Source organism: Streptomyces sp. NPDC057424 (assembly GCF_042803315.1).
Classification (GTDB): Bacteria; Actinomycetota; Actinomycetes; order Streptomycetales; family Streptomycetaceae; genus Streptomyces.
In genome coordinates, this window is sequence record NZ_JBHVCP010000001.1 from 7,086 (window position 1) to 33,640 (window position 26,555).

The window sequence follows — 26,555 nt, forward strand, 5'->3', positions numbered from 1 at the left end:
CGCGGCGGAGGCCGGGGCGGAGGCCCGGGCAGATGGCGCGGCGGAGGCCGGAGCAGGTGTCTCGGCGGAGGCCGGGGCGGAGTCGGCGGCAACGTTGTCGCCGCTCTCCGGCGCCGCGGACAGTCCGGAAGTCCCGGAAGCCTCGGGCACTCCGGCGCCGGAAGTCCCGGAAGTCCCGGAAGCCTTGGGTACCCCGGCCCCGGAAGCCCCGGATGCTTCGGGCACTCCGGCCCCGGAGGCCCCGGGCGTCCCAGGCGTCCCGGCACGGTCACGTGTCACCCGTTCGGCCAGCACCTCCCCCAGCAGCCCCTCGGACGCCTGGCACACCTCCGCCCACACCCTGCGCAGGGACGGGGTCGCCTCGGCCAGGCGCAGAAGGGTGCGGACCCACTCCCAGGAGGACGCCGAGACGCCGACGCCCGAGGTGAGCGTGTGGCGCACCCCGTCCTCCAGGGCCCGGAGGACGCCGACGTCGGCGGGAGCCGCGCGCACCGCCTCCACCCAGCGCTGGGCGCCGGCCGCGTAGAGCGGGGCGACGGCTTCTTCCTTGGTGGCGAAGTACCGGTAGAAGGTGCGCGGGGCGACACCGGCGGCCTGGGCGATGTCCTCCGCGCGGGTGGCGCGCAGGCCGTGCCGTACGAAGAGGTCGGCCGCCGCCCGGGCGATCTCCATGCGTGTTTCGGCCTTCCTCCGCTCGGTCAGCGAGGGCGAAGGCGGGGTCGGGGTGGTGCTGCTCACGCCCGGCAGGCTATGCCCATGTGACACAATCTGCCATCTGGCGGGCCACCCCGTGGTTCAGGTACGGGGTGGCCCGCTCTCCAGAAGAGAGCCGGGCCCCGACGTCCGGGGGGAGGGACGCCGAAGCCCGGCTTCGGGGGAAGTCCCGGCGCCGGGGGGAGTGCGACGGGACTTGGCTGTTGGGGGGTCTGGGGCATGCCCCGGGCCCGAACTGGTGGACCCAGAAGTCTTGTTCCCCGAGTCCGCGGGTTGAAGCAGCGTTACAACGCCATGTTTGCGCGGTCTTTCGCCACCCGGCGTACGCGGTGCCCCCCGGGCGCACACGGTCCGTCACCCACTGGCCGTGGGAACGAGTCGTACGCCCGGACAGTCACCGCGCTCACCGGTGTCCCGCCACCGCGCGGACGGGGTCACGCCGCCGCGTCGAACCCGGTACTGCGGGCCAGCTTCTTGAGCTCCAGCAGCGCGTGCTTCTCGATCTGCCGGATGCGCTCGCGGGTCAGGCCGTGCTCCTTGCCGACCTCGGTCAGCGTGCGCTCCCGGCCGTCCTCGATGCCGTAGCGCATCTTGATGATCGACGCCGTGCGCTGGTCGAGCCGGCCGATCAGGTCGTCGAGCTCCTCGCTGCGCAGCAGCGTGAGCACCGACTGCTCGGGCGACACCGCCGAGGTGTCCTCCAGGAGGTCGCCGAACTGGGTCTCGCCCTCGTCGTCCACCGACATGTTCAGCGAGACCGGGTCGCGGGCCCAGTCCAGGACGTCGGTGACGCGCTCCGGCGTCGAGCCGAGCTCGGTCGCGATCTCCGCGGGCTCCGGGTCCCGGCCGTGCTCGCGGTTGAACTCGCGCTGCACACGGCGGATCCGGCCGAGCTCCTCCACGAGGTGGACGGGCAGGCGGATCGTACGGGACTGGTCGGCTATCGAGCGGGTGATGGCCTGGCGGATCCACCACGTCGCATACGTGGAGAACTTGAAGCCCTTGCGGTAGTCGAACTTCTCGACCGCGCGCACCAGGCCGGCGTTGCCCTCCTGGATCAGGTCCAGCAGCGGCAGACCGCTGCGGGGGTAGCGGCGGGCGACCGCGACGACCAGGCGCAGGTTGGAGCGGATGAAGACGTCCTTGGCCCGCTCGCTTGCGTCGACCAGGGCCTGCAGCTCCTCGGGCGAGGCCCCGGCCTTGTTCTCCTCCAGGCCGTCGAGGATCTGCTGTGCGAACACACCCGCTTCGATGATCTGGGACAGCTCGACCTCCTTGGCGGCGTCGAGCAGCGGTGTGCGCGCGATCTCGTCGAGGTACATGCCGACCAGGTCGCGGTCGGCGATCTCGCCGCCATGGGCGCGAACACTGCTTGCCGCGTCGGCCGTCTCGCCGGTGGCGGACTGACGACGGGCGACGGCACGGGTTGCCATGCGAGCTCCCTTGCGATGGTGAGGTCAGCGGGTGGTCCTTCGGACGCTGGACTCCGTCTTCCGGGACTCTCCGGACTCTCCTCGGGTGCCCTGCATCCGATGGAAACAACGACTGGAATCAGGACAGAATTCCCAACCCGGCCCCCGATTTTTCTGATCATGCAGTACCCTGTCCGGCCACACAGGGAGGCGCGATGCCGTCGGAACCTACAGAGGTGCAGGTCAGGCCAGGAGTCGAGGGTGACCTCGAGGCCCTCACGGCCCTCTACAACCACTATGTACGCGAGACGGCGATCACATTCGATACCGCGGTCTTCACCGCGGAGGAGCGCCGGCCTTGGCTGCTCTCCCACCCTGAAGACGGGCCGTATCGCCTGATGGTTGCCGCGGCGGCGGACTCACAGGAGATTCTGGGCTACTCCACATCCAGCCCTTTCCGAATGAAGCCCGCCTATGCCACCTCCGTGGAGACGACCGTGTACGTCGCCCCGGGCGCCGGGCGGCGCGGCGTCGGCACGCTCCTCTACAAGGCCCTCTTCGAGGCCCTGTCCGGCGAGGATCTGCACCGTGCCTACGCGGGCATCGCGCTGCCGAACGAGGCGTCGGCACGGCTCCACGAGTGCTTCGGCTTCCAGCACGTCGGCACGTACCGGGAGGTCGGGCGCAAGTTCGGGCGCTACTGGGACGTGGCCTGGTACGAGAAGCCGTTGTAGGCGCCTGCTCCCGGGCCCCGCCCTCAGCCGAACTGCACCGACCGCTTCGCCAGCCCCATCCAGAACCCGTCGATCACGGACTTCTGCGCGTCCAGCTCACCGGCCGCGTCCGCGGCGCCCATGGTCACGAACAGCGGGGCGAAGTGCTCGGTGCGCGGGTGGGCCAGCTGCCCCGCGGGCGACGTGCGGGTGAAGTCGAGCAGGGCGTCCACGTCACGCGCCTCCAGTGCCCGCCGGCCCCAGTCGTCGAACTCGGCCGACCAGGCGGGGACGCCGCCCTGCCGGAGCGCGGCCAGGTTGTGGGTGAAGAAGCCGGAGCCGACGATCAGTACGCCCTCGTCGCGCAGAGGGGCGAGTTTTCGGCCGATCTCCAGGAGCCGGACCGGGTCGAGCGTCGGCATGGACACCTGGAGGACCGGGATGTCGGCCTCCGGGTACATCTCGACCAGCGGGACATAGGCGCCGTGGTCGAGGCCGCGGTCAGGGACGTCCTGGACGGGCATGCCGGGGGCGCGCAGCAGCTTGCGTACGGACTCGGCGAGCTCCGGTGCGCCGGGGGCCTCGTACGTCACCCGGTAGTAGTGCTCCGGAAAGCCCCAGAAGTCGTAGACGAGCGGGACGGTCTCGGTGGCGCCGAGGGCGAGCGGGGCCTCCTCCCAGTGGGCGGAGACGATCAGGATCGACCGGGGTCGTGGCAGGCCTGCGGACCAGGCGGCCAGCTCACCGGGCCAGACCGGGTCGTCCGCCAGGGGCGGTGCACCGTGGCTGAGGTACAGAGCGGGCATGCGCTCCTGAGTGGCGGCGGACATGCTGCGGCTCCTTCCAAAAAATGATTCCCTAACAAACTGTACGATCCATTTGTTTAAAGTTCAAGGACGGGCCGCGTAGAGTGGAACACATGAAGGCACCCGCATCCGCACCGACACCCGGCTCCGCCGCGGAGCCCAAGGAACCGCGCTGGCTCACCGACGGGGAGCAGCGCGTCTGGCGTTCGTTCATGGAGGGCGTCACCCTCCTCGACGACCATCTCGACCGTCAGCTGCAGCGCGACGCGGGCATGCCGCACGTCTACTACGGCCTTCTGGTCAAGCTCGCCGAGGCGCCGCTACGGCGGCTGCGGATGACCGAGCTCGCGATGCTGGCGAAGATCACCCGGTCCCGTCTCTCGCACGCCGTCGCGCGCCTGGAGAAGAACGGCTGGGTGCGCCGGGAGGACTGCCCCGACGACAAGCGGGGCCAGTTCGCCGTCCTCACGGACGAGGGTTACGACGTGCTGCGGCAGACCGCGCCGGGCCATGTGGAGGCCGTCCGCCAAGCCGTCTTCGACCGGCTCTCCCCGGAACAGCAGAAGTCCCTCGGCGAGATCATGCGGATCATCTCCGAGGGACTTCAGCCGACCGAAGCGGGTGCGGACCTGCCCTGGCTCCGCTGACGCGGGAGCCGGGGGCAGGTCCTGGATTCCGTAGGTACGGGGCGTCCCCTTCCCCGGTCCTGCGGATGGCCCGAAGGGGTGTGGTGCGCGGGCGTCAGTGGGCGACGACCGGCACGGGCACCTCGTCCGCCGCGCCCTGCTCAGAGGACGCCACCGTCGTACCGCCCGGGCGGCCGGCGTTGACGAAGGTCAGGGCGATCGCGGCGGCCACCACGAGGATGCCGACGGCGAACCAGATGGCGCTGGTGTAGCCCTGCACCATGGCCTCCAGCTGGACCAGCTGCTGCTGGGACCGGCTGGTCGCCCCGGCGATGTGGTCGGCGACGTACGCCGTGGTCGCCGAGGCGGCGATGGTGTTCAGCAGGGCGGTGCCGATCGCGCCGCCCACCTGCTGCGAGGTGTTGACCATCGCCGAGGCGACACCGGAGTCCCGCGGCTCGACACCCTGCGTGGCCAGCGACATGGCCGGCATGAACGCCGTACCCATGCCGAGGCCGAGCAGCAGCATCGCCGGGAGCAGCAGAGCGGCGTACGAGGAACCGATCTCCAGCTGGGTCAGCAGCAGCATGCCGAGCGCGGCGACCAGGAAGCCGGGGCCCATCAGCAGGCGCGGCGCGACCCGGGTCATCAGACGGGTGCCGATCTGGGTGGAGCCCGTGATCATGCCCGCGATCATCGGCAGGAAGGCGAAACCGGTCTTGACGGGCGAGTAGCCCTTCACGATCTGCAGGTAGTAGGTCAGGAAGAGGAACAGGCCGAACATCGCGATGATCGCGAGACCGAGGGAGAGGTAGATCCCGCCGCGGTTGCGCTCGGTGATGACGCGCAGCGGCAGCAGCGGAGCCTTGACCCTCGACTCCACGAGCACGAAGGAAAGCAGCAGCACGACCGAGGCGACGAACATGCCGACGGTGACGGAGTCGCTCCAGCCCTCGGACTCGGCGCGGGTGAAGCCGTAGACCAGGGCGACCAGGCCGAGGGTGGACAGGATCACGCCCGGGATGTCGAGCGGGGAGCGGTTGCGGCCGCCCTCCGGCTCACGGATGACGAAGTACGCACCGGCCGCGGCGACGACGGCGAACGGGATGTTCACGAAGAACGTCCAGCGCCAGTCCAGGTACTCGGTGAGGAAGCCGCCCAGGATCAGACCGACGGCACCGCCACCACCGGCGATCGCGCCGTAGATGCCGAACGCCTTGGCGCGCTCCTTGGCGTCGGTGAACATCACCGCGAGCAGGGAGAGCGCGGCGGGGGCGAGCAGGGCGCCGAAGACGCCCTGGAGGGCGCGGGCGCCGAACATCATCGCCTCGTTGGTGGCCGCGCCGCCGAGCGCGGAAGCCGCGGCGAATCCGCCGAGCCCGACGACGAATGCCTTCTTGCGGCCCCACAGGTCGGCTATCCGGCCGCCGAACAGCAGCAGACCGCCGAAGGCGAGGGCGTAGGCCGTGACGACCCACTGCCGGTTGCCGTCGGAGATGCCCAGGTCCTGCTGGGCGGAGGGCAGGGCGATGTTCACGATGGTGGCGTCCAGGACGACCATCAGCTGGGCGAGCGCGATGAAGACGAGCGCTTTCCAGCGGCCGGCGTCCGGCTCTCCGGCCGGTGCGCCGAGAGCCTTCGAGGCTGTTTCAGACATGGGGATACCCACTTCGGGACTTCGTGACGGAAAAAGTGACGAAAAGGGACGGCTCGTCCACGGGGACGGCCGCAGGGACTGTCGTTCGGTTTCAGACCGGCGGGGCGGCCTGAACTCTTCGGGCTGGACTGATCGGTTCAGACCGGTGGGGCGGCCTGAACTCTTCGGGCTGGACTGATCAGTTCAGACCGGTGGGGCGGCCTGAACTCTTCGGGCTGGACTGATCGGTCAGGACCGGCGCAGGTCCTCCAGGGTCACGGCCGCGCCCGGGAGAGCGGAGCGGGCGGGAGCCCGCAGCCCGTCCAGGAACAGCTGGAGATGGCGGTGGACGAAGCGGTCGGCGCGGAAGCAGTCCGTGCCGGCCGGGGGCCGGCTGAGCTGGGCCACGGCGATCATGACGTCGCCGACGTCCACGTCGGACCGGAGCTGCCCGGCCGCCCTGGCGCGGTCCATGACCTCCGCGACCTGCCGCTCGACCCGTTCGCGCGCGGCCTCCAGGTCCGGGTGGTGCTTGTCGAACGTGCTGGAGACCATCGGACACAGGGCGCTGATCCGCTCGTCGGCGGCGGCGTGCACGAAGCGCTCCAGCGCCTCGAACGCGTCGCCCGTCTCGGCGAGCGCGGCCTCGGCGGCCGCGGCCGTACGGTCCATGACGGAGCAGACGACCTCGCGGACGAGCGCGTCACGGTCCGGAAAGTTGCGGTACACCGTGGCGTTGCCGACGCCGGCCCGGCGGGCGATCTCGTCGAGCGGCACCTCGGGGCCGTGCTCGACGAACATCTCCCGGGCGGCGGTGACGATCCGCTCCCGGTTGCGCAGGGCGTCGGCGCGGGGCCGGGGCACCTTGCGCGCTACGGGGTCGGCGGTCTGCACGGTGTACTCCTGGTACGCGAAGGGCATGGTGTTCCGATCCGGGGAGCGGGTCCCCGTTTCGGTCGGACACATGGCTAAACGGGGAACGGGTCCCCGGTATTTCCCGCTCCCGCGACAATTGTTTGTGACCTGTCTCACAAGCTCCTGCGGCTCCTTCTGACGGGGATCCCACGATCGGTCTCTTCCAGCGCGCGTCCCCCCACCCCGCGACGCAGGGTGATCGCAAGGGTGCAGCCGGAGAACGGAGGCTGCCGTGGCGCGGGAGGTCCCTTGCAGGTCCCTTGCATGCAGCCGCAGCCCCGGCGCCCCCGCCCGGACGCAACGGGGTCGCCCGGCCGCCGGATACCCAGGCGCCGTCTGGCCGCCCTGGCCTGCGTGACCGCCCTGACCTTCACGGTCAGCACCTCGGCCGGCACGGGCCGGGTCGCCCCGGACGCCAGTACGGCGGGAGCGGGCCCCATCGCCCTGTCCCACACCTCCGCGCACGGCCCCTGCATGATCCGCGGCGCCCGCGAGGTCCAGATGTCCGAGGGCATCCCCACCGCCACCGGCTACACCCGCTCCACCGGCACCGTCCGGGCCCTCACCCTGATGATCGACTTCTCGGACGCCCCCGGCGAGGGCGACGCCCGGGACCGCTTCCGCGAGTTCTTCCCGCAGACCCGCGAGTGGTTCCGCACCAGTTCCTACGGCCGCCTCGACTACCGCCCCGAGACCCCGGTCCCGGGGTGGCTGCGGATGCCGAAGTCCTTCCGCGAGTACGGCATAGAGCGCGGCGCACCGTTCGACCCCGGCTATCGCGCCCTGATCCAGGACCTCGTGGCAGCGGCGGACCAGACGGTGGACTTCCGCGCGTACGACCTGCTGAACGTCCTGGTCACCCCGAACGCCGGCCCCTCCGCCCTGGACACGGTCCTGTCCGTCACCTTCGCCGGCAACCCAGAAGCCCCGATGGCCGACGGCATACCCGTGGCCAACGCCTCCTTCGTCTACTCCCGCCAGGACGACGGCTCCGGCTCCTACGACCGCACCGGCTACCGCGTCCTCCCCCACGAGAACGGCCACGTCTTCGGCCTGCCCGACCTGTACACCGCGGAGGGCGGGGGCGCGGTCGGCCACTGGGACATCATGAGCGAGGACTGGGGAGCCAACAACGACTTCCTCGGCTGGCACAAGTGGAAACTGGGCTGGCTCGACGCCGCCCAGGTCCACTGCGTCGCGTCCCCCGGCACCACGGAGTACACCCTGACGCCCCTGGCCCTCGCCGGCGGCTCCAAGCTGGTCTTCGTCCCCCTGAACAGCAGAACCGGCTACGCCGTCGAACTGCGCACCCGCGCCGGCAACGACGAGGCGGTGTGCCGCCCTGGCGTCCTGATCTACGAGGTCGACGCCGAGGTGGACACGGGCATGGGCCCGGTCACCGTCCACGACTCCCGCCGCGACAGCGGCGGCTGCACGCGTGCGCCGAACGTCCACGCGGAACTGTCGGACGCGCCGTTCACGCCCGGGGAGACGTTCCGGGATGCCGGGAGGGGGGTCACGATCGAGGTGGCCGGGGTGGGAGCGGGAGCGGCGGGAGCCGGTGTGGAGGGGGGCTATCGGGTGCGGGTGACGAGGAAGTAGGGAGCAGGGAGCACGTGCGACGCACGAGCGCGTGCGTGCGTCGGCCCCCTCCCGTGCCTCCGGGCCGCCGATTCCGGATTACGGTGGGCCTGCCGCGACCGTCGCGAGCGCCGTACCGGAGAACCGATGCCAGCGAAGCCCATGCCCGAGCCCCCGGAAGAGTCCGCCCCGCCGGCCGACGAGAAGGGTCCGGAGGCCGGGGGGACGGCCTCTTCGGCAACCCGGACGGGCACCCCGGCCTCCGGCCCGAGGGGCACCCCGGCCGTGCGGGCGGGCGACTCGGCAGCCCGGAAGGCCACCCCGGCCCCTCGGACGGGCACCCCGGCCGTGCGGGCGGGCGACTCGGCAGCCCGGGCGGGCCACTCGGCCCCTCGAAAGGGCGACTCGGCCGCACGCACGGGCGCCCCGACCCCTCGGAGGGGCGCCCCGGCCCCTCGGACAGCAGCAGCCGTCGCTGACAGAGGAATCCCCGCCGAAGCGGTCACTCCACTCATCCGCGGCGTCGCGGTACTGCGGGAACTGACGGAGGCGGACGGCACGCTGAGCCTGAGCGGCCTGGAACGGGCCACCGGCCTCGCCCGCTCCACGGTCGACCGCGTCACGGCCACGCTCGCCCGCATGGGCTACGTCCGCTTCGACGGCCGGGACGTCCACCTGTCCCCCCGCCTGATGGAACTGGGCAACGCCTACATGTCGGCCCTGCGCCTCCCCGCTCTCCTCTCCCCGCACGCGGACGCCCTGGCCGACGAACTGGACGAGTCGGTCTCGCTCGCGGTCGCCGACCGCGACGGCATCCGCTTCATCCACCAGGCGACCCGCCGCCGCGCGATGTCCCTCAGCTTCCGCATCGGCGACCTGCTCCCCGCCGAACGCACCGCCCCCGGCCCGCTGTTCGCGACGGAGTGGACCGCCGCGGACTGGCAGCGCTGGCGTGACCGCAGGGCGGCGGACCCGAGGGACCTGTCCTTCACGGCCGTACCACCACGCACGCAGCGAGCGGACGTGAGGGACGACGAGACGTTCGCACGCCGCACGGAGGAGGCGTCCGCGAACGGCTGGTCCCTGGACGACCAGCTGATCGAGCCCGGCCTGGTGGCGATCTCGGTACCGGTCCGGACCCCTGGAGCGGACGGCCGGATCGCGAGCGTGGCGAGCGTGGTCAGCCACACGAGCCGTCACACCGCGCACAACCTGCGGACGACGCTGCTGCCGCGGCTGCGGTCCGCGGTCCGGGTCATGGAGCGCGAGCTCCGCGGCACCCCACCCCCCGAACCCGGCCCGCCCCCCTCGGACCTGGCGCTCTGGACGGGCGCGTCCAAGCAGCAGCTGGGCCGCGAGTTCATCGAATCCCTGGCCCGGGGCCTGACGGTCCTCACGGCCTTCGGCGAGGGCAGGCCGGAACTGACCCTCACGGAGGTGGCCCGGTCGACAGGCCTGGCCCGGGCGACAGCCCGCCGCGCCCTGATCACCTACGAACACCTGGGCCTGGTGGCCCCGGTCGGCCGCACCTTCGCACTGACCCCCCGGATCCTCTCCCTCGGCTTCCCACCCCTGTCCCGCACCTCCCTGCCCGAGATCGCCCAGCCCCACCTCGCCGATCTGACGTCCCGCATCCACGAGTCGACATCACTGGCGGTGTTGTCGGACACCGGCGAGGAGATCCAGTACACGGCCCGGGTGACCACGGCCCGGGTGATGAGCGTGAACATCACGGTGGGCACGCGTCTGCCGGCGTACGCGACGGCACTGGGCCGGGTCCTGCTGGCGGACGCGCCCGCGCGCACGATCACGGACGAACCCGCTCTCCGAGGAGCCCTGTCCTCGGTCCTGTCCTCGGTCCGCTCCCAGGGCTACGCCCTGGTGGACGAAGAACTGGAAGAGGGCCTCCGCTCGATCGCGGTCCCCGTCCGCGACCGGTCGGGCCGGGTGGTGGCGGCCCTGAACACAGCGATGCACGCCAGCCGCCGCACCCCGGAGGAGTGCGTGACGGACCTCCTCCCCGAACTGACCGCGACAGCCACCCGCATCCAGACGGACCTCCACACGGCAGCCCGCTTCACCGACGTCCCCCTGACCTGACCCACCCGGACCTGCCCCACCCACCCGGCCACCTCGTATCCCTGACCCGACCCCCACACCCGCCCGACCCTCATCCGGTACGCTGACGCCTGTGGTCCTCCCGGACCACAGGCATGTCGCTGCTTGCGTCCACTGCCACTGCCTTCGTAGCTCAGGGGATAGAGCACCGCTCTCCTAAAGCGGGTGTCGCAGGTTCGAATCCTGCCGGGGGCACAGCCAGAAGGGCCAGCTCAGGAGGGGTTTCCTCCCAGGCTGGCCCTTCGTCGTTTCAGGCGCCGTGCCACAGGCGTGCCACTACGTCCCCTCGGCGTCCTCTCCGGGGGTACCTGAAGCCACTCCCCCGCCGCCCCGGATCATGGCACCGAGCCGATCCGCGATGGTCCGATCCCGGTCGCTGGTCATGTGCTGATAGATCAACGCGGCCCGGGAGCTGCTGTGCCCCATCCTCGTCATCAGCTCCCGGGTGCTGGCTCCTGCCGTGGAGGCAAGGGTGTTCCCCGTGTGTCGTAGGTCGTGAAAGTGCAGTTCGGCCGTGACGCCAGCCGCCTTCCGGGCCTTGACCCACTCGTCCCGGAAGTTGCTCCGCCGCAACTGCCCACCCTGCGGCCCGACGAAGATGTGACCCTCACGGCCAGGAGCGGCGAACTGCTCCAGGTGGTGCGTGACCGCGTCGAGCAGTTCGGCCGGGAAGGAGACGGTGCGCACCCCGGCAGCGGACTTCGGCGCTTTGTCGAAGAGCCGACCGTCCTGCAGCTCGGCCTGAGCACGGCGCACGGTGACAGTCAGTCCCTCCAGGTCGACGTCTCGGCGTCGCAGGGCTGCCAGCTCCCCGAACCGCAGAGTGGTGAAGGCCGCCAGGAGCACGAGCAGCCGGTAGCGCGGCGCGATGGAGTCGGCAACGGCGAAGACCTCCGCGACCGTGAGGACCGGCCGCTCGGGCACGTCATAGCGGTCTGCGCCCTTGACGCGGCACGGGTTGCGCCGGATCAGTTCGTCGTCGACGGCCGTGTTCATCAGGGCGCGCAGCAGTTGGTACGCCTTGACGACCGTCGGCTCCCCGATGCCGGCCGCGAGGAGCTTGCCGCGCCAGCTGCGTACCCGGGCCGTGGTCACGTCGGCCACGCTCCCGGCCCCGAAGGTGGGCAGGATGTGCAGCCGCATCACCGACTCGTTCCGCTCACGGGTCCGGTCGGCAAGCTTCCGGTCCCGCAGCCACGCGGTGGCGTACTCCTGGAAGTTCACCGCCCCGGCGTCCGGGTCTGACCACTGTCCGCGCGCTACGTCCGACTCGATGTGTGTCAGGGCGACTTGGGCATCAGTCTTGGACGCGTAGGTCTTCTCTGCCGGGCGCAGTTGCCCCGTCTCCGGGTCGCGGTAGCGGACCTGCCAACGGCCGGACGGAAGCTGCCGGACCGAACCGAAGCTCCGGCGCCTTCCTCTCTTGTTGGCCATCAGGCAGCCCTCCGCAGGGAGCTGCGCCGCTGACCGATCGGCTGCACCGTGTTGGCTTCGATGAAGTCCTTGAGCGCGCCCTCGGGGATGCGGACGTGCCGACCAACCTTGACGAACGCGATGCGTCGCTCGGCGACCAGGCGACGCGGGAAGCGCTCGGTGGTGCCGAGGAGTTCGGCTACCTGCGCAACAGTGAGGTAGCGGTCAGCCACGGGTGGGCTCTCCTTCCGTTCCGGGGGCGGGTTCAAGGGATGCGGCCAGCCAGGCTTCGGTGTCCGAGAGGCCGGTTCCGGCGAAGACCCAGTGCGCGAGGACGTACGTCGTCTCGGGCTCGGGGCCGTTGGCTGCTGCGGCTTGGGCTCGGCGCCATTCAGCGCGGGCGTCGCGGAGGGCTCCGAGGGTGGTGGAGTAGCGGCGGGACTTGGTGGAGAAGTGGCCGCGGAAGCCGAGCATGTGAGCCCAGGCGCGCAGGCGGAGGTGTTCGAGGTCCTTGCGTGCGCCGAGGAACCATGCGGTGCGGATCAGGCGGCGGGCGTGGTCGCTGATGTCGAGCTGGGCGAGTTCGGCGGCGAACTTGAGCGGCCGGTCCAGAGCTCCCGTCGCGGTCTCCGCCCCCTTGGTGGCGTACTTGGCGATGTAGGCGGCGACGGCCCGTTCGGTCAGTTCCTGGCCGTCGTTGAAGTCGGCCGAGCGGATGGTGCGTACATCGAGTTGGCGGCCGAAGGTGAAGGTGTGGGTGCGGCCGTCGATGGTCGGGCCGTCCACGCGGACCTTGGCGGCGGCAGCCCGGATGGCGTCCGTGAGCAGCTCGGCCGTGGCCCAGGCAGGGGCTGGGGTGTCGCCGCCGGTGGGGCCGTCGATGCGGATGACGGCGTGGAAGTGGACGGCTCCGCGCTTCTGGTACTCGGCGACCTTGGCGAAGGACACGCGGGCGTGCTCGCGGAAGCGCCGCTGGGACAGGCCGGCGCGCTTGGCGACCTCTCGGCGCAAGTAGGTGGAGAAGCGCCGCCAGAGTGGACCGGCGTGGGCGTTCCAGAGGACGGCGGCTTCGTAGTCGTAGGTGTCCGGGTCGAGCGGGGAGCCGAGTACGTCGTCGTCCTGATCGTGGTGGGTGCCGCAGCGGCAGGCGCGCCCGCTGGAGGGGCGGTTGTGGACTGAGCCGAAGCTCGGCGCGGTGAAGGTGGCGAACACGCGCGGGTGGACGGCGACGTGTTCGGGGACGCCCTTGCCACCGCGCAGGCCGGAGGTGATCAGGTGGAAGGTGTCGCGGCGGTAGACCTCGGCGCAGGCAGCGCAGCGGGTCGTGCGGCGGTTGTTGCAGCGGACGAGGAGCTGTCCGGCCGGGAGGCTGGACGAGTTGAGGCGGTGGAGGACGTTGCCGATCTCGCCGGTCGTGGTGTCGACGTCGTACTCGGTGCGGTGGCCGTCGAGGCGGATCGGGTTGGTGCAGCCGCCGAGTCCGGAGAGCTGGCGGAGGATACCCGGCAGCGTGCCCTGCGCGGCCAGGTTCGCGAGTTCCGGGAGTGGGGCCGGAGTGGTGCGGGTGAAGATGGCGTTTCCCCTTCTGGCTGGCTCGGTCGGGAGGAACAGGCCCCGGGGCGGCGAATTGCTTGGTCGTGTGCCGCCGCCCCGGAGGCCAGCGCGGTTCAGCGGCGGTTGTGGTCGCGGAGCATGGAGCGCAGGACGATGGCGGCCACGGCAACGGAGATGGCCGTGACGGCGACGGCGGCCAAGAGCGCGGTGAGGACGACCCCGCCGACGACCAGGGCGACGACGGCCTTCTGATCGACGGAGACCGAGGGCAGCGAGCGCCGTACGGGCGCCGCCTCAGTCGGGGTGTGGGTGTGCGCGGGCGGCGGGGTCGGGCTGTCGGGGTACTTCGGGAGGAACACGGTCGCGGTCTCCTTATCTACTCGTCTAGTTGTGTGAGCCGTTTATGACAGTCACGCCGGAGCGCGTGCCGGACTCGATGGCGGGTGCGAGGAAGGTGCGGGAGAGCCAGAAGCCGAAGAGGGCGATCAGGACGACGATCCAGACGCGGACACCGAGGAACCTGACTGCTCCCCAGGCGAAGAAGCCGAGGACGACGACAAGCGGCAGGCTGACGGTCACGAGGCGCAGGTCCTTTCAGCGGACGGGGCAGCGGTGGGTACGGGCGGCCAGCTCGGCGGCGGCACGGCTGTCGTAGTCGGCGGAGAAGCCGCAGCGCGGGGCGGTGCAGGCGGCGGTGTGCTTCTCCCGGCCACGACCGTCGTAGGACGTGCCGACCTGGACGGGGCCGATGCGGCTGACGTGGCGAAAGCGCTTCGGTGCAGGCATGGTCAGTCCTCCTGTCGCGGGCTGAGGCGGGGGAAGTCGCGCAGGATCCGGGCGGCTTCTTCCGGATCCCGCGTGCGGTCGGCGGCTTCTTCAGCGAGGAGCCGGGCGAGTGCCGACCGACCACTTGCGGCCATCTCGCGGGCCGCTGCGAGGTAGTCGGCGGCCGCGTTGAAGCAGAAGAGCGGCATGGTCTCCCTTTGCTGGTCAGGTGAGTTGGGCAGCGATGGCTTCGGCCATGGGCGGCGGGACGCCGAGGCGTGCGCGCAGGGTCGGGGTGTCGATGGCCGTTCCGGTGCGGGTGTGGTGCTCGGCGGCGACTTTGCGGGCGTGCTCGACCAGGGCGGCCGGGACCGGGACCGGAGGCGGGGCCAACGGCGGGGCCGGTACCGGGTCGGCCGCCGGTGGCATCGGGGGGTCTGGTGCGGGATCGGGCGCGAGCTCCTGGTCCTCGATGTCCTCGGGTTCCTGGTGGCCCACGGCGTCAGTGGTCTCGTCGTGTGCCGGCGGCGAGTGGACCAGGAGGGTTCCGCCGAGGAAGGCGACCGCGGGCCAGCCCGCCACGAGGATGCGCAGCCAGGCCGGTACGTGATCCAGGTCGAGCAGCCCGGCGGTGGCGACGTTCGCGCCGAGGGACGCGGCGAGTGCGATCAGGAACCAGCACCACCCGGCCGCTTTCGCCTCCCCGGAGCGCAGTCTGCGCCAGGCGGCGACGAGCAGCAGGTCAACGCTGATCGGGTAGGCCCACGCTTTCCACCCGTCCTGTCCGGCCGCCGAGGCAACGTCGTGGAGGTGGGCGAAGGACAGTGCGGCGGCGATGACTGCCTGAACGAGCACCGCGTCGACGCGGGCCAAGTGGGCGCGCATGCTGCGGCTCCTTCCGGGTTCGGGCATGGGAGGGGTAGGGACGTGGCGTGAGGCGGTCACGCCGACCGGGGTTGAGTGGGGACGCGGGTCAGTCGGTCACCGGTTGAGGCCGCACGGCCGGGCCCGGTGTCTCGACGGGCCGCACGGGCACATCGGGCTGGAAGGGCTTGAGTGCGGGCAGGTCGGGGACCGAGTGGGCCGACTCGCGGCAGGTCTCGGCAGCGTCGCCGAGGGACAGGTACGGCGTGCGGATGCGCGACCAGCCGCCGGAGGTGTCACCGGCCACGGCGAGTCCGGGTCGTTCGGGGGCGATGGCGCAGGCGGCCGTGACCGCTTCGGGCGCGATGTCGCCGAGCGCCATCTTCGCGGAGGCTTCGTCGTTGACGCGGTGGCAAACGCGGCCGGTCAACTGGGCCCGCAGCATGGTGGCGCCCTTGCCCAGCTCGGCGCCGAAGCGCTGCCCGCAGACCTCCAGGTAGATGCCGGCCGCGCGGCCGAGCTGGGCGAGCCGGATGAGCTGGGTGACCATCTCGTCCCGGCGTTCCTCGTCCTTCCTGGTGGCGACGAGGAACAGTTCGGCCACCTCGTCCACGAACAGCACGATCGGGACCGGGCGTTCGGACTCGGGCAGTCCCCAGACGTCCGAGGTGATCTCTTCGGCCGGGATATCCGGGGCGATGCCTTGCCGGGCCTTGATCAGGTCGTATCGGTCCTCCATCTCCTTCACGAGCACGGGCAGCAGCTCGGCTGCCTGCTCCGGATCGGTCGCCAGCGCGGAGAGGCGGGAGGCAAACGGCGCCAGCTCCACACCGCGCTTGCAGTCGATCCCGACCAGGGCGACTGACTGAGGAGCGAGCCCGGCGATCAGGTGCCGCAGATACATGGACTTACCTGACAGCGTGGCGCCGAGGGTGAGTTGGTGGGGCACGGTCCTGTAGTCGCGTACGAACGGCATGGCGTCCTCCCGCAGGGCCACAGGCACCTGAAGGAACCCGGCGTCCACCTTGCGCGGCATCCGCACCTGCCGCAGCACATCGAAGCCGACCAGCCGCAGTTCAACCACACCCGGCTTGACCGTGGTCACGTACACGGCGTGGACACCCCATGCGTGCCGCAGCCGTTCCGCCGAGGCGGCGACGTCGGCTGGTTCCTGCCCCGGAGCGAGGCGGAGCCGAAGCCGGAGCCCGGTCGAGGTGGGGCGGATGATGCCCCGACGCGGCGGTACGGGGCGGACCTCACGGCGAGTGGTGGCCTTGACCGCCAGCATCCGCAGCCGGGACGGAGCCACGGTCAGGCCGCAGGCCTCCATGACCGAGCCGTACGAGCTCAGGAGCCGGGCCGTGGATATCGGCAGACCGACCGTGGACCAGTACACCCCGGGATGCTTGGCCCGGGCGTAGGCGGCCCCGCCGCCGAGTGCGGCGACAGGACCACCCACCTCCAGAAGTGCCGTCAGATCGGTCATCAGGCAGCGGCCCCGGTGGCGGCCGGGAACGCGGCCGGAGTCACGGCGGCGGCGCGGTAGGCGATGCCGTGCCGCTGCTGCCCGTTGAAGACGCTCTCCCACGGCCGGGCCACCAAACCCGGAAGCGAGACCGGAGCCCCGAGCGTCAGCCCCTCGGAGACTCCACTCTCAGGAACGGTGACCTTGATCAGCGACGACTCGCCGTCCTCCAGGTAGACGACGCCCATGGCCATCAGGGCTTCACCGCTGGTGGCGTCCTTGGCGATCTCGCCCGTCTGCCGGTCGCGGACCTTGGGCTCGGGGGCCTCGGTCAGCAGGATCGTTGCGGCCGAGGTCTCTACACGGATGGTGCGCAAAGCTTCTCCCCATCTACTCGTCTATACAAGATGCAGCGTTCGAACCCGATCTCCGGGAACGGCAACCACCTTGCCACATAACTTGCCCACTCGTCTATACGAGTATGCCTGTTGGGGTGTACGAGTTCGGAGAAGCGCCCCCGCGCACCACCGCCGATCAGGCGATCACGTGGCCGGAAGCTGGTACGACAGGACGTACGCGTCGGCCGCCATGACCGTGTCGCAGACCTCCACGGCCCGCCCTTCCTGGTCGAACGCCGTGCGGATCAGGTGGATGACCGGCACGCCGGAGGCCAGCCGCAGCGTGCGCACCTCGTCGGGCGAGGGCATCCGGGCACGGATCTCTTCCTCGAAGTGGTCGAGGCGGTGCCCCAGCTCCTCAAGCCGGGCGTAGATGCCACCGGGCCCGGGGTTCGGCTCGGCGATCGGCGTACCGCGCGCGATGTCGAGCGGCAGGTACGAGGTGGCGAACTCCACCGGCCGCCCGTCCAGCAGATACCGGCGACGCCGGGCGAGCACGCGCCGCACGGACCCGAGCCGGGTGGAGACGTCCTGACTGGCCTTCTCCTCCTTGACCTCCAGGCTGTCCACCTGCGGGTGACTGCCGGCGGCGTCGGCCTCCACGATGAACGCGGACTTCCCCTGCTCGCGATGGCGCCGGGCGAACCGGTCGGAGGCGAGCCGCCGTACAGGCGGGCGTGGTCGCACGAAGACGCCCTTGCCGTGCTCGGCGTGCACCAGGCCCTCGCCCTGGAGGACGGAGAAGGAGTTTCGAACCGTCATACGGGAAACCCCGTAATGCTCGACAAGTTCGGCCTCGGAGGGCAGCTTTTCGCCCTCCTTGAATCGCCCACGGTCGATGGCCTCGCGCAGCTGGTCGGCGATCTGCCGGAAAACCGCACGATCGCTCGTGGGGTCGAGATCGCCGAGGAGGCCGGAGGAAAGAGAGGGCACGTGTACTCCTTTAGGTATCTAGACGAGTGGGCGAGCTTTGTTGCTACGGTGGAGAGCCTAGCCATCCGAGAGGGCAGAGGAACGTGAGCACCGACCGTCCGCACTCCGTGAGCGTCGCCGGAGTCATCGTCGACGAGCAGGACCGTGCCCTCTTGATCAAGCGCCGCGACAACGGCCACTGGGAACCCCCGGGCGGAGTCCTCGAACGCGAGGAAACCATCCCCGAGGCACTCCAGCGCGAAGTTCTCGAAGAAACCGGCATCAAGATCGCGCTTCCCGCGACCCTGACCGGCATCTACAAGAACATGAAGGGCCTGATCGTCTCCATGGTCTTCCGCTGCGAGGCCGCCGACGGCACGCCCACCACCGGGGACGAGACCCGCGCACTGCGCTGGGCCACCCGCGAAGAAGTCATCGAACTCGCCGACGAGGCATACGCGATCCGCGTCCTGGACGCACTCGACGCGGTATCCCCGCCGGCCATCCGCGCCCACGACGGCGTGAAACTCGTCTAGCCCGAACCCGCTGCACATGGCGGCCTACCAGCACGAAGGAACTTGTATGCACGAGTATACGAGCACCGCCCGGGTCTGGGGACTCACTTGCCCGGGTTTTCCGGAAGAGGTCAGCCGGGCTCGCCGCTGGACGCGGGACATCCTGCGCGGATCTCCCCTGGCCGACGACGCAGAACTGATCGTGAGCGAGCTGAGCGCGAACGCAATCCTCCACACAGCCAGCGGCCGGGCGTACGGCAGCTTCCACCTGGCCGTCGCGGTCTCCGCTCAGGTGGTGGCGGTATCGGTCACGGACGACGGCGGCACGGGGACGGCCCCGAAGGCCGAACACCAGGACCAGGACGCCGAGCACGGCCGAGGTCTGGGCATGGTCAGCGCCATCGCTCACCGCGTCGTCGTGCACGACAGCGACCAGGGCCACACGGTCACCGCGGAGCTGTACGCAGACGCACTGCGGGGAGGTCATCCGTGCTGAGTCAGGGAACCCGCCGCGGCTTCTGGTGCGAGTGCTGGACAGAAGACCTCACCGAGCAACGGGCACCAGCACTCCTGGCATCCTTCGACGCCTACTCGGCACCGCAGGCTGACCGATGGGTGGCGGTGGCACTCCGCACGATCTCACCGGCACTCGACACGGATGCCTCAGACGAAGCCTGGGAATGGCTCTACGAAGGCCGCATCAGGACCCGACAAGCCCTGTTGCGAGCCGAGCCATGCGCGGTGTCAGTGACCCACGCAAGCACCCGCGTCACCTGGGCTATCCGACCCGTAGCGTTCCTGTCACTAGCACACCGCCAGGGCATCGAACTTCCATCCTGCTCAGCCGACTTCAAGCCCCAGCCCAGGAGCGACTAGGTCGCCTAAGAAGCAGGCTACGGCTGTGCGTAGGAGCCCTTTCAGCGACAGAGCTCCATGATGGTGTCATCGAAGTCCGGGAACTCCCGGGTTGCCTGCTCAATGACGACAGCCGCCGACTGCTTACAGTCGGCGGCGAATCGTTCGGCAACGGCCGCCAGCTCCGGGTTGTGATGCGGAGTCCAGTCAGGCTCGTACGAGGTGGCCGCCTCCCAGGGACCGTATCCGCCGGCCAGCAGCCACAAGAACGCCCCCAGATCACGCGCCAGGACACCGGTCTCACCCTCGGAACCAAGGAAGACCACAGGCTGATCAACGAGCGGGCGGTGCGGGCGGACGAGCCAGAACGCCGCATAGCCCCCCGTGCCGTCCTGGCCGAACACGCGGAAGCTGTCGCCATCCAGCTCCCCGTTGCCTGTCCAAGCGCGGAACCAATCGGTGGTCTCCTCGGCGGACAGGAAGGCCGGGAACGCCTCGAAGTCGACGCCGTTGCCGTCGTTGTAGTCGAAGGGAAGCGCCAGAGCGGCAGCAAGGGCCGCAGGGAACTCCCGATCATCGGTAGGGGTCACGCGAACAGGCTAGCGAGCAGCTCTGTCACTGGGACTGCCGCATATAGGTCGCGCTGCTGGCTCAGCTCCCTTGTCGATGCGCAGCGGCTGCCGAGGCCGCGTGCTGTCAACCATCAGCTGGGACCGAAGTGTCAAGCATCTCCCGGGACCGGACAAGCCCCGCCAGGCAGAGTGAGTTACAACTTTCTCTACGGGTTCAAGGCCCGCGCACGGCGCGGGCGCGCGCCGCCTCTGCGGCGCGGCCTGCCTCCTGTCTGCGCCCCGGCTGGCCGCGCCCGGCGGCGCGCTGCGTGCAAGCGGGCGGACGTAGGAAAACCCCCTGTGGCTGAGGCCGGTCGGCTCCACGGCTTTAGGCAGCCAATTTGGCGCGAGCCTCGAAGATCATGGCCCAAAATCGGGCACTAACGGGCAGGCTCACAAACCTGCCCGATCCGCTGGCTAGCGTAATGGGCCATGATCACTCGCGCCAAATCAGCTCCAGCCCAAAGCCCTTCCGCCAACCTGATATGCGACTGCGGCCAGTTCCTCGATTAGAATTCAACGGTTTACTCGATTGACGCGGACCGTAGAATCCCCGACTGGATTACCTGCATCATAGTCTGAAACGTCAATGAGGAGCCTAAATAGCCATACTAGGCGAATCGATCGCACAGCCCCAAAGAGTATTAAATACTCCGCAATCCACCCACCTAAACCGATCTCTTCTTTCGTGTCCGACATCATCACGGCAAGACAGCCGAATGAAACCAAAAGCATAGAGGTCAGAAGTCCGACCCAGTTACGCCGGAGATGAACTCCAAACATCTGACGCAAGATGGTCATTCGTTGACCAGAGCTAGTTGCGTACTGGCTGATTGCGGCTGTGCCAAAGCCGCCAACGATGGCTGCTACTGACGCAACCGTGGCGTAGATGTTCATCCGTTGGTCGGCCTCATGGCCGGCCAGGATGTGGTGTCCTTGGGCCAGAGCTAACGCGCCTACTGACACGGCGGTCAGAGCGAAGTCAACGATGGGGTGATGGCTCCATTGGTTATAGACGTAGCCTCGTGCAGTGCGTACTGCGCCCATGGCGCACCCCCTTCAGGCTCAGGTGGAGCCTAAGGCATGGCACTGACAGCAGCTCGCAAGTCACGATCATGCTCAGCTGCCGCCTGCATCACAGCTTGCACCGCTGCCTCAAACCAGGGCCCTGCGCCGCTTCCGCGAGGTAGCGTCACCTGCTTGGATGCCGTGATGTGGTCGTTAACGAAGTTGATTTTGTCTTCGACAATGCTGCCATCAGAGGCGGACAGCATTACATCGGCGATGGCCCTATCGATCACACCATGGGGACCGACGAGGCTGCCGAAGTCGGAGAGGAATTCTTGCACGCTGGTGTGTAGGCGGCGCTCCCCTCTTGCTCTAGCAGCACTCCGGGAAAGTCCGCGACCTTTAGGGATCTTGATTGTGAGAGTGATCAGGGCGTCCGGATTTTGCTGATGGACGTGTCGAGCTACATCCCCTAGGCCTTCAACGGAAGTAGGGAACATTGATGTCGCGGCGGGGCGGAGTCGCATCTCAAAGAGATTGACCGATTCAGCCGCCTTCAGCTTTTCCCAGGCGTTCTTCCCTATGAGGGGGATGATCGCCAGATCCTCTTCGATTCCCGAACGCATAGCATTGAGCCAACGCTGCAAGGCCGTCGGCCTGGGTGCGGAGGCACTCCCTTGGATAACCCCAATCACATTCCCGTAAGGCAGGAAGCAGATGATGGTCGTATCGACAACGCTTCTGTTTCCGTCGAGTCGCAGAGCGTCGATTTTCTGAGCCTCGTAGTCGATTTGCTGCAAGTCGCCGTCGCGTAGACGGGCCAGCACTAAATGCTTGCCGTTCGAGGAGTCGATAGGTTCGCCAACATAGACATCGTCGTCGTGCATCATGTGCCGCTCATGCACTGAAAGGGCACGAAGATTGTCTAGAACGAATTCCCAATCGATATGGTCGAAGCGGAGGTTTCCAGCGTCTTTCGCTCGAACGACCTCGTAGAAGGCGACCGTCTTCTTCCGCTGTCCGCTCAACCCGGCCCCCCAGCGCGTGTTGTTCATGTGCAGCTGTCTGATGCTGCCAAGGAATCAGTATGGCGACTACAGGTGATGGCCCGTCAACCGGATCCGTTGATTCGGCGATGAAACTGTCACTGACCGTCGCCGCCGCGTCAGGACCTCGATGCTGGCTTGAGCGCCGGGCAAGGAGTGCGCATTGGGGTGCCTTGGGGCCGTCTCTGGGCCGTCCAAGGTCACCCGACGTCGACCAACAACGACAGAAGCCCACGGCATCTGAGCTGGTCAGAGCCGTGGACTTCGTCAGTCCCACTGGTCAGCGGAAGGGGTGATCAGTAGACCGGCTACTGATCAGCATCCGACTGGTGAGTGTCTGCGCCAGCTAAGCCTGACGCACGCTCGCTGTGAGATGTCAGCCTGTCTGGACCCACCAGATCAGCCAGGTGACGGCGGCACCACCGAGTGTGTACGCGGCGCCCTTCAGGGCGTTCATGAGAATGATGCGCAGGTAGCGGCGGCTACGGCGGCGCCACGCGGGCGTAGGGTGTGGCGGAGGGCTTCCCGCGGAGGGGAGTCCGATGGAGTGCTTGTTCAAGAGGTACTCCGGAAGATCCAGTGATGTGTGCTGGTGATGTCGCACCGCTCCGTCGAGGCGCCAACCACACGCGGAGCGGTGCGGCCTTCATTCCTTCGGGCCGACGCCCGAAGAAACCTCAGTGCCGGCCTCTTTCTCGGTCGTCGGCTCTCCAAGAGCGCGAGGGGTGAAGGGAGGCCACAGGCTGTACACGGGACGCGTTCCTCGGCCTGATCGAGTCCTGAGAGTGGCGAACCACTCGTCGCCGACCTGAACGAGGATGCCGTGCTTCATCAACTCGCGGATGCCCTTACCGGCGGTGTCGGCGGAGACGCCATACCAGTCAGACATCCGTTCCTGGGGCAGGGTGAACTTAAGCTTCCGCTGGTTCGAGGCGATCAGAAGCATGGCTTTCCCTGGAAGGGAGAGGGTGTTGTGCCACTCCTTGTCCCAGTACTCGTACGGGAGCTGGAAATAAGGGTCTCCTGTCCCCTCGCCTGGGGACGTGTACGGCCGCCCGGAGCCGTCTTCATGCAACTTGGTGATGGTTGACTTGCCGCCCTCGCCACGAGCTCGGGTGATGAGATTGAGCTCCTTCAGGACCTTCCACGCGCGAGACACGGCTGCCGTCCCTGCCGTCTCATCGAAGATCCCCACCGACCGGGCCCAAGTCGTGGACCACTCGGTGACGGAAAAGTCACCGCCGCTAGTCACAGCACTGAGCAACAGGTACAGGTCCAACGGCCGCTTGGCGGAGCGGCGAACCAGCTCAGCCAGAGCACCTGGTGACTTCGATCCGCTCTTGCTCACCTCCCTCTGGAGGAACGCTCGGCGGATCGGCACCGTGCGGGTCGGCCGCTGAGAGCGTTCAAGGATGAGCTTGATCGTCTCCGGCTGCCCCAGTGGGGTGGGACCGTGCCTCGGTGGCGAGTTGAGGTTCTGCTGAGTGGTTGTCATGCCGCAATAGTGGCATGGACTTGAGGGTCGCCAGCGTTCTGAGGAGACGCCTTGGGTGGCATCGACTTGCCGTTTCAACGGGCGCCATACGATGCCCATATGATTTCTCATAGGACACCTGGTTAGATGACAAGTTACGACGACACGTTACTGGGCCGAGTTGCTGGGCGATGGCGAACTGGCGGCGCCCGACACGGTAGTTGACTCGCAGGCCGCAGACGGCCGACTTGTCTTTGTTCCACTGGACCCGGAGGTGCACGCCCTACGGAGTGCCGTAGCTCAGCTGCCGCGCCCCGGGACGTCATTCGTCGCCAGTCGCTGGTGAGTGTCTAACTGCGTGACAACGCCGACGGACACCGGCGGACAACCGCGCACACCTGTGGACCGTCTCCGCAGGTGATAGGCACGGCAGCCCGAGGTCGAGCACACACCCAAGTTGCTTCGGGACGAAGAGGTCGTGGCGCAGTGTTCGGCCACTGCGCTTCCATCATCGGACATGCTGGTGGACGGCTCACTTTTCATCCGCCGTCCGTGGCCCTCGTTTCACCCGGTGCGGAGAATCGCCCGCATGACAGCCCCGACCTGCGATCGGGGCTGTCTCATAGCCGACTACACCTCGTTGAAGCCACGCGATGCGTCGTAGATGTCAGCTTCGATGACGATCACGAAGAAGCTCGTCACGACGTAGTGGACCATTACGCAGTCTTCCCAGGCCGCGCGCGTCACAGTGTCGGTCGTGTAGGCAAGGTGGCTGTCGGCGCCTTCAGGCTCAGCTGCGATCCTGTCGACGAGGCGCAGGAACTTTTCCCGATCTGCAGTCGGCATGTAGTCACGGAACCGCACAACCTGCTCGGTGAACTGCACGCGTCTCTTCATCGAGGCAGGATGCTACGGACACGGCGCACGCCCCTGCAGTGAATATCGGTCGGGGCCTACTTGCCTGCAGGTAGCTCAGAAGACGGAGCCGTGCCAGTCGCGTGCCAGATCGTGCGGGGAACCACGGGGAACAGCGGGCACTGGCCCCGGTGCGGCGAAGGCTCCAGCGTCACCCCGCTGCAGGTCAGCGCAGCAACTGCCCCTGGAAGACTCAAGCTTCCCAAGCTGAGGTCCCGGCAAAATCCCCCTGCTTGCCGTCCCCAAGGTGTTCTACCGTGCCACGCATGTCTCCGATCAGCTACGAGAACCCACTGACCTCCGAAGACGCCCAGGCATTGCTTGCCATGCTCTCTGCCCGTGTCGAGGTGAAGCGAGGCATGAGCAAGCAGGAACTTGATCACGTCGAGGAGCGCTGGGGGTTCCGGTTCGCGCCGGAGCACCGAACGCTGCTGAGCGCAGGGCTGCCCACGGGGAGCCCTAGTTGGCCCGACTGGCGGGATGGCGACCCGGAGGACTTGGCGGAGCGGTTGGCCTGGCCGGTGGACGGAGTGTTGTTCGACGTGGAGCACAATGTCTTCTGGCATCCGGACTGGGAGCCGCGGCCGGCGGACACTCAGGATGCTTTGGAAGTGGCACGCACGTACTTGGCCAAGGCCCCTGTGATGGTGCCGATCTACTCGCACCGGTACCTGCTGGCCGATCCAGACCGCACCAGTACGCCTGTGTTGTCGATGCACCAGACGGACATCATTTATTACGGCACCGATCTGGTCGACTACTTCCACCACGAGTTCGGTCACCCCGTGCCGACACCCGAAGGCCATCAGTACGCCACGATCCCCTTCTGGTCCTACTTCCTGGACTGAGCGGCCCCCTGGGTCGGGCTCAAGAGGTCGCGTGCCACAGTCCTGCCAGATGCAGGGGTCAGCCACGGTCAACAACGGGGAGGAACGGATGCCTCCGCGCCCGCTAGCCCGGCCGATGAAGCTGCAGGTCACCGGCAAAGGACCCCAGCCTCTCTCCTAAAGCGGGTGTCGCAGGTTCGAATCCTGCCGGGGGCACCAGCTCAGATGGCCCCCACCTCCGAAATTTCGGAGGTGGGGGCCATCTGACATCCACATCTGACATCAACGCGGGCGGTCACGCGCGAATGGGGCGTCTCCTGAGCAGGCGATCCATGTGGCTCATGGCTTCGCGCTGCGTGTCCTGGACGACGTGGGTGTAGACGTCCATGGTGATGCTGATCTGAGAGTGACCGAGGATCTCCATGACAACGCGGGGTGCGACCCCGGCCGCCGTGAGCAAGGTGGCCGTCCCGTGGCGAGCGTCGTGCAGCCGGATCACGCGGAGGCCGGCGGACTGGGCGACGCGGGTGAAGGAGCGGTACAGGTTACGCGGCTCGACGGGGCGGCCGGTGCGGGTGGCGAAGACGTAGTCCGACTCCTGCCACCTCTCCCCCGCCTTGGCGCGAGCGTCCGCCTGCCGCAGGCGGTGCCAGCGCAGGGGTGCGATGCAGAGAGCGGGCAGAGGGACTGCGCGGCGACGGCGGCTCTTGGGATCGTCGTCGTACAGGACACCACGGCGGCGCTGGACCTGGTGGCGGACGTGGAGGACGCAACTGCCCCCGGACCGGCTCGACCTTGCCCGGCGTGAGCTCACGACCCAGCGCCCTCGCGACGTCCTTGGCCATCACCGGTCCGTCCGCGTCGGCCACGATCTTCATGATCTGCCGATAGTCCGGCGTGAGGACCTCTATCCCCATACCCTCCGCGCGGTCCGGCACCAGACGCATCCCGCCGGCACCTGGCCCCACCACGACCGGCTCCGGCTCCGGCTCCGGCTCCGGCTCCGGCTCCGGCTCCACGATGCCCGACGACCGGCGTCCGCCGTCGGTCGCCTCGGCCCACTGCCCGAACACCACCTCGGCGGCCTCCAGCCGGCCCAGCTCGGCGTCAATCTCCGCCAGCTCCTTGCGCAGCAGCTCAGCCCGCTCGGTCAGCTGAACCCGCCGCTTGATCGTCCACGTGAGCTCGTCCGTCATCCACACCCCTCCCGCCACGGAACCTACGCAGCGGCCCGTGATTTCCGCCCGGGAAACCCAGAGACCACCCGTGACGGACGATCACGTGCTACCGATCTCCACCCCGACCAGCACGAGCACCTCGCCCCAACGTCACACCAGCTCCGCTGAGCAGCGGAAATCACGATGGCACCAACTCATTGGAATACCAATACGCAACATCGCGAGTCAGGTCAG

Annotated in this window: 30 protein-coding genes, 1 tRNA gene and 1 pseudogene; 10 read left to right on the forward strand and 22 right to left on the reverse strand. The window is 68.6% G+C overall.

Going from position 1 to position 26,555, the window contains the following annotated elements; genetic code table 11:
• On the reverse strand, window positions 1-738 hold a 738-nt coding region (locus ACFU3E_RS00035), incomplete at its 3' end, for a TetR/AcrR family transcriptional regulator (RefSeq protein ID WP_384149513.1).
• Between the two features lie 410 nt (window positions 739-1,148).
• Entirely contained in the window at window positions 1,149-2,147 is a 999-nt protein-coding gene (locus tag ACFU3E_RS00040; RefSeq protein ID WP_142163091.1) for an RNA polymerase sigma factor RpoD/SigA, read from the reverse strand.
• 194 nt (window positions 2,148-2,341) lie between these two features.
• Between ACFU3E_RS00040 and ACFU3E_RS00045 the strand changes: the two genes are divergently transcribed.
• Window positions 2,342-2,860 (forward strand): GNAT family N-acetyltransferase, encoded by a 519-nt coding sequence (locus ACFU3E_RS00045; RefSeq protein ID WP_384149518.1) that lies wholly within the window; start codon window positions 2,342-2,344, stop codon window positions 2,858-2,860.
• Between the two features lie 23 nt (window positions 2,861-2,883).
• Here the strand turns inward: ACFU3E_RS00045 and ACFU3E_RS00050 are convergent, their stop codons facing one another.
• A complete protein-coding gene (locus ACFU3E_RS00050) occupies window positions 2,884-3,669 on the reverse strand; it encodes a dioxygenase (protein ID WP_384149521.1) in 786 nt (261 codons plus the stop codon).
• A gap of 89 nt (window positions 3,670-3,758) precedes the next feature.
• On the opposite strand from ACFU3E_RS00050, the gene ACFU3E_RS00055 reads away from it, so the two are divergent.
• Window positions 3,759-4,292, forward strand: a complete 534-nt coding sequence (locus tag ACFU3E_RS00055; RefSeq protein ID WP_384149524.1) for a MarR family winged helix-turn-helix transcriptional regulator — start codon at window positions 3,759-3,761, stop codon at window positions 4,290-4,292.
• A 94-nt stretch (window positions 4,293-4,386) separates the two neighbouring features.
• Here the strand turns inward: ACFU3E_RS00055 and ACFU3E_RS00060 are convergent, their stop codons facing one another.
• Window positions 4,387-5,928 carry an MFS transporter gene (locus tag ACFU3E_RS00060; RefSeq protein ID WP_384149527.1) on the reverse strand — a complete coding sequence of 514 codons (1,542 nt, stop codon included), beginning with the start codon at window positions 5,926-5,928 and terminating at the stop codon, window positions 4,387-4,389.
• 228 nt (window positions 5,929-6,156) lie between these two features.
• Window positions 6,157-6,801: a TetR/AcrR family transcriptional regulator gene (locus ACFU3E_RS00065; RefSeq protein WP_384150575.1), complete on the reverse strand. Its 645-nt coding sequence runs from the start codon at window positions 6,799-6,801 to the stop codon at window positions 6,157-6,159.
• A 285-nt stretch (window positions 6,802-7,086) separates the two neighbouring features.
• Here ACFU3E_RS00065 and ACFU3E_RS00070 point away from each other — a divergent pair, with 285 nt between their 5' ends.
• From ACFU3E_RS00070 to ACFU3E_RS00080, 3 genes are all read left to right on the forward strand, one after another.
• Window positions 7,087-8,424: a M6 family metalloprotease domain-containing protein gene (locus ACFU3E_RS00070; protein WP_384149530.1), complete on the forward strand. Its 1,338-nt coding sequence runs from the start codon at window positions 7,087-7,089 to the stop codon at window positions 8,422-8,424.
• Between the two features lie 126 nt (window positions 8,425-8,550).
• A complete protein-coding gene (locus tag ACFU3E_RS00075) occupies window positions 8,551-10,503 on the forward strand; it encodes an IclR family transcriptional regulator C-terminal domain-containing protein (RefSeq protein ID WP_384149533.1) in 1,953 nt (650 codons plus the stop codon).
• 140 nt (window positions 10,504-10,643) lie between these two features.
• A tRNA-Arg gene (locus tag ACFU3E_RS00080) sits at window positions 10,644-10,716 on the forward strand.
• Between the two features lie 81 nt (window positions 10,717-10,797).
• Here ACFU3E_RS00080 and ACFU3E_RS00085 read toward each other — a convergent pair.
• The 11 genes from ACFU3E_RS00085 to ACFU3E_RS00135 form a co-directional block, all read right to left on the reverse strand.
• Window positions 10,798-11,955 (reverse strand): tyrosine-type recombinase/integrase, encoded by a 1,158-nt coding sequence (locus tag ACFU3E_RS00085; RefSeq protein WP_384149535.1) that lies wholly within the window; start codon window positions 11,953-11,955, stop codon window positions 10,798-10,800.
• Window positions 11,955-12,167 carry an excisionase family DNA-binding protein gene (locus ACFU3E_RS00090; RefSeq protein ID WP_384149538.1) on the reverse strand — a complete coding sequence of 71 codons (213 nt, stop codon included), beginning with the start codon at window positions 12,165-12,167 and terminating at the stop codon, window positions 11,955-11,957. Before ACFU3E_RS00090 ends, ACFU3E_RS00085 begins: the two co-directional genes overlap by 1 nt.
• Window positions 12,160-13,461, reverse strand: coding sequence for a replication initiator (locus ACFU3E_RS00095; protein WP_384150578.1), 1,302 nt, complete (start codon window positions 13,459-13,461; stop codon window positions 12,160-12,162). Before ACFU3E_RS00095 ends, ACFU3E_RS00090 begins: the two co-directional genes overlap by 8 nt.
• Before the next feature lie 140 nt (window positions 13,462-13,601).
• Window positions 13,602-13,847 (reverse strand): SpdD protein, encoded by a 246-nt coding sequence (locus ACFU3E_RS00100; RefSeq protein WP_384149540.1) that lies wholly within the window; start codon window positions 13,845-13,847, stop codon window positions 13,602-13,604.
• Between the two features lie 25 nt (window positions 13,848-13,872).
• Window positions 13,873-14,067, reverse strand: a complete 195-nt coding sequence (locus tag ACFU3E_RS00105; protein ID WP_384149543.1) for a hypothetical protein — start codon at window positions 14,065-14,067, stop codon at window positions 13,873-13,875.
• A gap of 15 nt (window positions 14,068-14,082) precedes the next feature.
• Complete coding sequence (locus ACFU3E_RS00110; RefSeq protein WP_102910782.1) at window positions 14,083-14,274, reverse strand: mobile element transfer protein; 192 nt, start codon at window positions 14,272-14,274, stop codon at window positions 14,083-14,085.
• A 2-nt stretch (window positions 14,275-14,276) separates the two neighbouring features.
• The gene (locus ACFU3E_RS00115; protein WP_384149546.1) at window positions 14,277-14,462 is read right to left on the reverse strand and encodes a hypothetical protein; all 186 of its coding nucleotides are present in this window, start codon (window positions 14,460-14,462) and stop codon (window positions 14,277-14,279) included.
• Between the two features lie 16 nt (window positions 14,463-14,478).
• Entirely contained in the window at window positions 14,479-15,138 is a 660-nt protein-coding gene (locus ACFU3E_RS00120; protein ID WP_384149549.1) for a DUF2637 domain-containing protein, read from the reverse strand.
• A gap of 88 nt (window positions 15,139-15,226) precedes the next feature.
• On the reverse strand, window positions 15,227-16,603 hold the full coding sequence (locus ACFU3E_RS00125) for an FtsK/SpoIIIE domain-containing protein (RefSeq protein WP_384149552.1): 1,377 nt from the start codon (window positions 16,601-16,603) through the stop codon (window positions 15,227-15,229).
• The gene (locus ACFU3E_RS00130; RefSeq protein WP_384149555.1) at window positions 16,603-16,959 is read right to left on the reverse strand and encodes a hypothetical protein; all 357 of its coding nucleotides are present in this window, start codon (window positions 16,957-16,959) and stop codon (window positions 16,603-16,605) included. Before ACFU3E_RS00130 ends, ACFU3E_RS00125 begins: the two co-directional genes overlap by 1 nt.
• A 165-nt stretch (window positions 16,960-17,124) precedes the next feature.
• Complete coding sequence (locus ACFU3E_RS00135; RefSeq protein WP_233580483.1) at window positions 17,125-17,844, reverse strand: GntR family transcriptional regulator; 720 nt, start codon at window positions 17,842-17,844, stop codon at window positions 17,125-17,127.
• Here ACFU3E_RS00135 and ACFU3E_RS00140 point away from each other — a divergent pair.
• The 4 genes from ACFU3E_RS00140 to ACFU3E_RS00155 are packed head-to-tail and all read left to right on the forward strand — an operon-like array spanning window position 17,758 to window position 19,283.
• Entirely contained in the window at window positions 17,758-18,000 is a 243-nt protein-coding gene (locus ACFU3E_RS00140; RefSeq protein ID WP_384150625.1) for a hypothetical protein, read from the forward strand. The genes ACFU3E_RS00135 and ACFU3E_RS00140 overlap by 87 nt on opposite strands.
• 20 nt (window positions 18,001-18,020) lie before the next feature.
• Window positions 18,021-18,428 (forward strand): NUDIX hydrolase, encoded by a 408-nt coding sequence (locus ACFU3E_RS00145; protein ID WP_189131298.1) that lies wholly within the window; start codon window positions 18,021-18,023, stop codon window positions 18,426-18,428.
• Between the two features lie 46 nt (window positions 18,429-18,474).
• Entirely contained in the window at window positions 18,475-18,903 is a 429-nt protein-coding gene (locus ACFU3E_RS00150) for an ATP-binding protein (RefSeq protein WP_384149558.1), read from the forward strand.
• On the forward strand, window positions 18,897-19,283 hold the full coding sequence (locus ACFU3E_RS00155; RefSeq protein ID WP_384149561.1) for a hypothetical protein: 387 nt from the start codon (window positions 18,897-18,899) through the stop codon (window positions 19,281-19,283). Before ACFU3E_RS00150 ends, ACFU3E_RS00155 begins: the two co-directional genes overlap by 7 nt.
• A gap of 41 nt (window positions 19,284-19,324) precedes the next feature.
• Here ACFU3E_RS00155 and ACFU3E_RS00160 read toward each other — a convergent pair whose 3' ends face one another.
• The 5 genes from ACFU3E_RS00160 to ACFU3E_RS00180 form a co-directional block, all read right to left on the reverse strand.
• Window positions 19,325-19,852, reverse strand: a complete 528-nt coding sequence (locus ACFU3E_RS00160; RefSeq protein WP_384149564.1) for an SMI1/KNR4 family protein — start codon at window positions 19,850-19,852, stop codon at window positions 19,325-19,327.
• 537 nt (window positions 19,853-20,389) lie between these two features.
• Window positions 20,390-20,920, reverse strand: a complete 531-nt coding sequence (locus ACFU3E_RS00165; RefSeq protein WP_384149567.1) for a hypothetical protein — start codon at window positions 20,918-20,920, stop codon at window positions 20,390-20,392.
• A gap of 29 nt (window positions 20,921-20,949) precedes the next feature.
• A complete protein-coding gene (locus ACFU3E_RS00170) occupies window positions 20,950-21,936 on the reverse strand; it encodes a hypothetical protein (RefSeq protein ID WP_384149570.1) in 987 nt (328 codons plus the stop codon).
• Window positions 21,937-22,573: 637 nt separating this feature from the next.
• Entirely contained in the window at window positions 22,574-23,422 is an 849-nt protein-coding gene (locus ACFU3E_RS00175) for a hypothetical protein (protein ID WP_384149572.1), read from the reverse strand.
• Window positions 23,423-24,031: 609 nt separating this feature from the next.
• Window positions 24,032-24,286, reverse strand: coding sequence for a hypothetical protein (locus ACFU3E_RS00180; RefSeq protein ID WP_384149575.1), 255 nt, complete (start codon window positions 24,284-24,286; stop codon window positions 24,032-24,034).
• Between the two features lie 296 nt (window positions 24,287-24,582).
• Here ACFU3E_RS00180 and ACFU3E_RS00185 point away from each other — a divergent pair, with 296 nt between their 5' ends.
• The gene (locus ACFU3E_RS00185; protein WP_384149578.1) at window positions 24,583-25,164 is read left to right on the forward strand and encodes a hypothetical protein; all 582 of its coding nucleotides are present in this window, start codon (window positions 24,583-24,585) and stop codon (window positions 25,162-25,164) included.
• A gap of 274 nt (window positions 25,165-25,438) precedes the next feature.
• Here ACFU3E_RS00185 and ACFU3E_RS00190 read toward each other — a convergent pair.
• Window positions 25,439-25,912, reverse strand: a pseudogene (locus ACFU3E_RS00190) (tyrosine-type recombinase/integrase); the annotation flags it as partial.
• Window positions 25,913-26,555 lie beyond the last annotated feature (643 nt).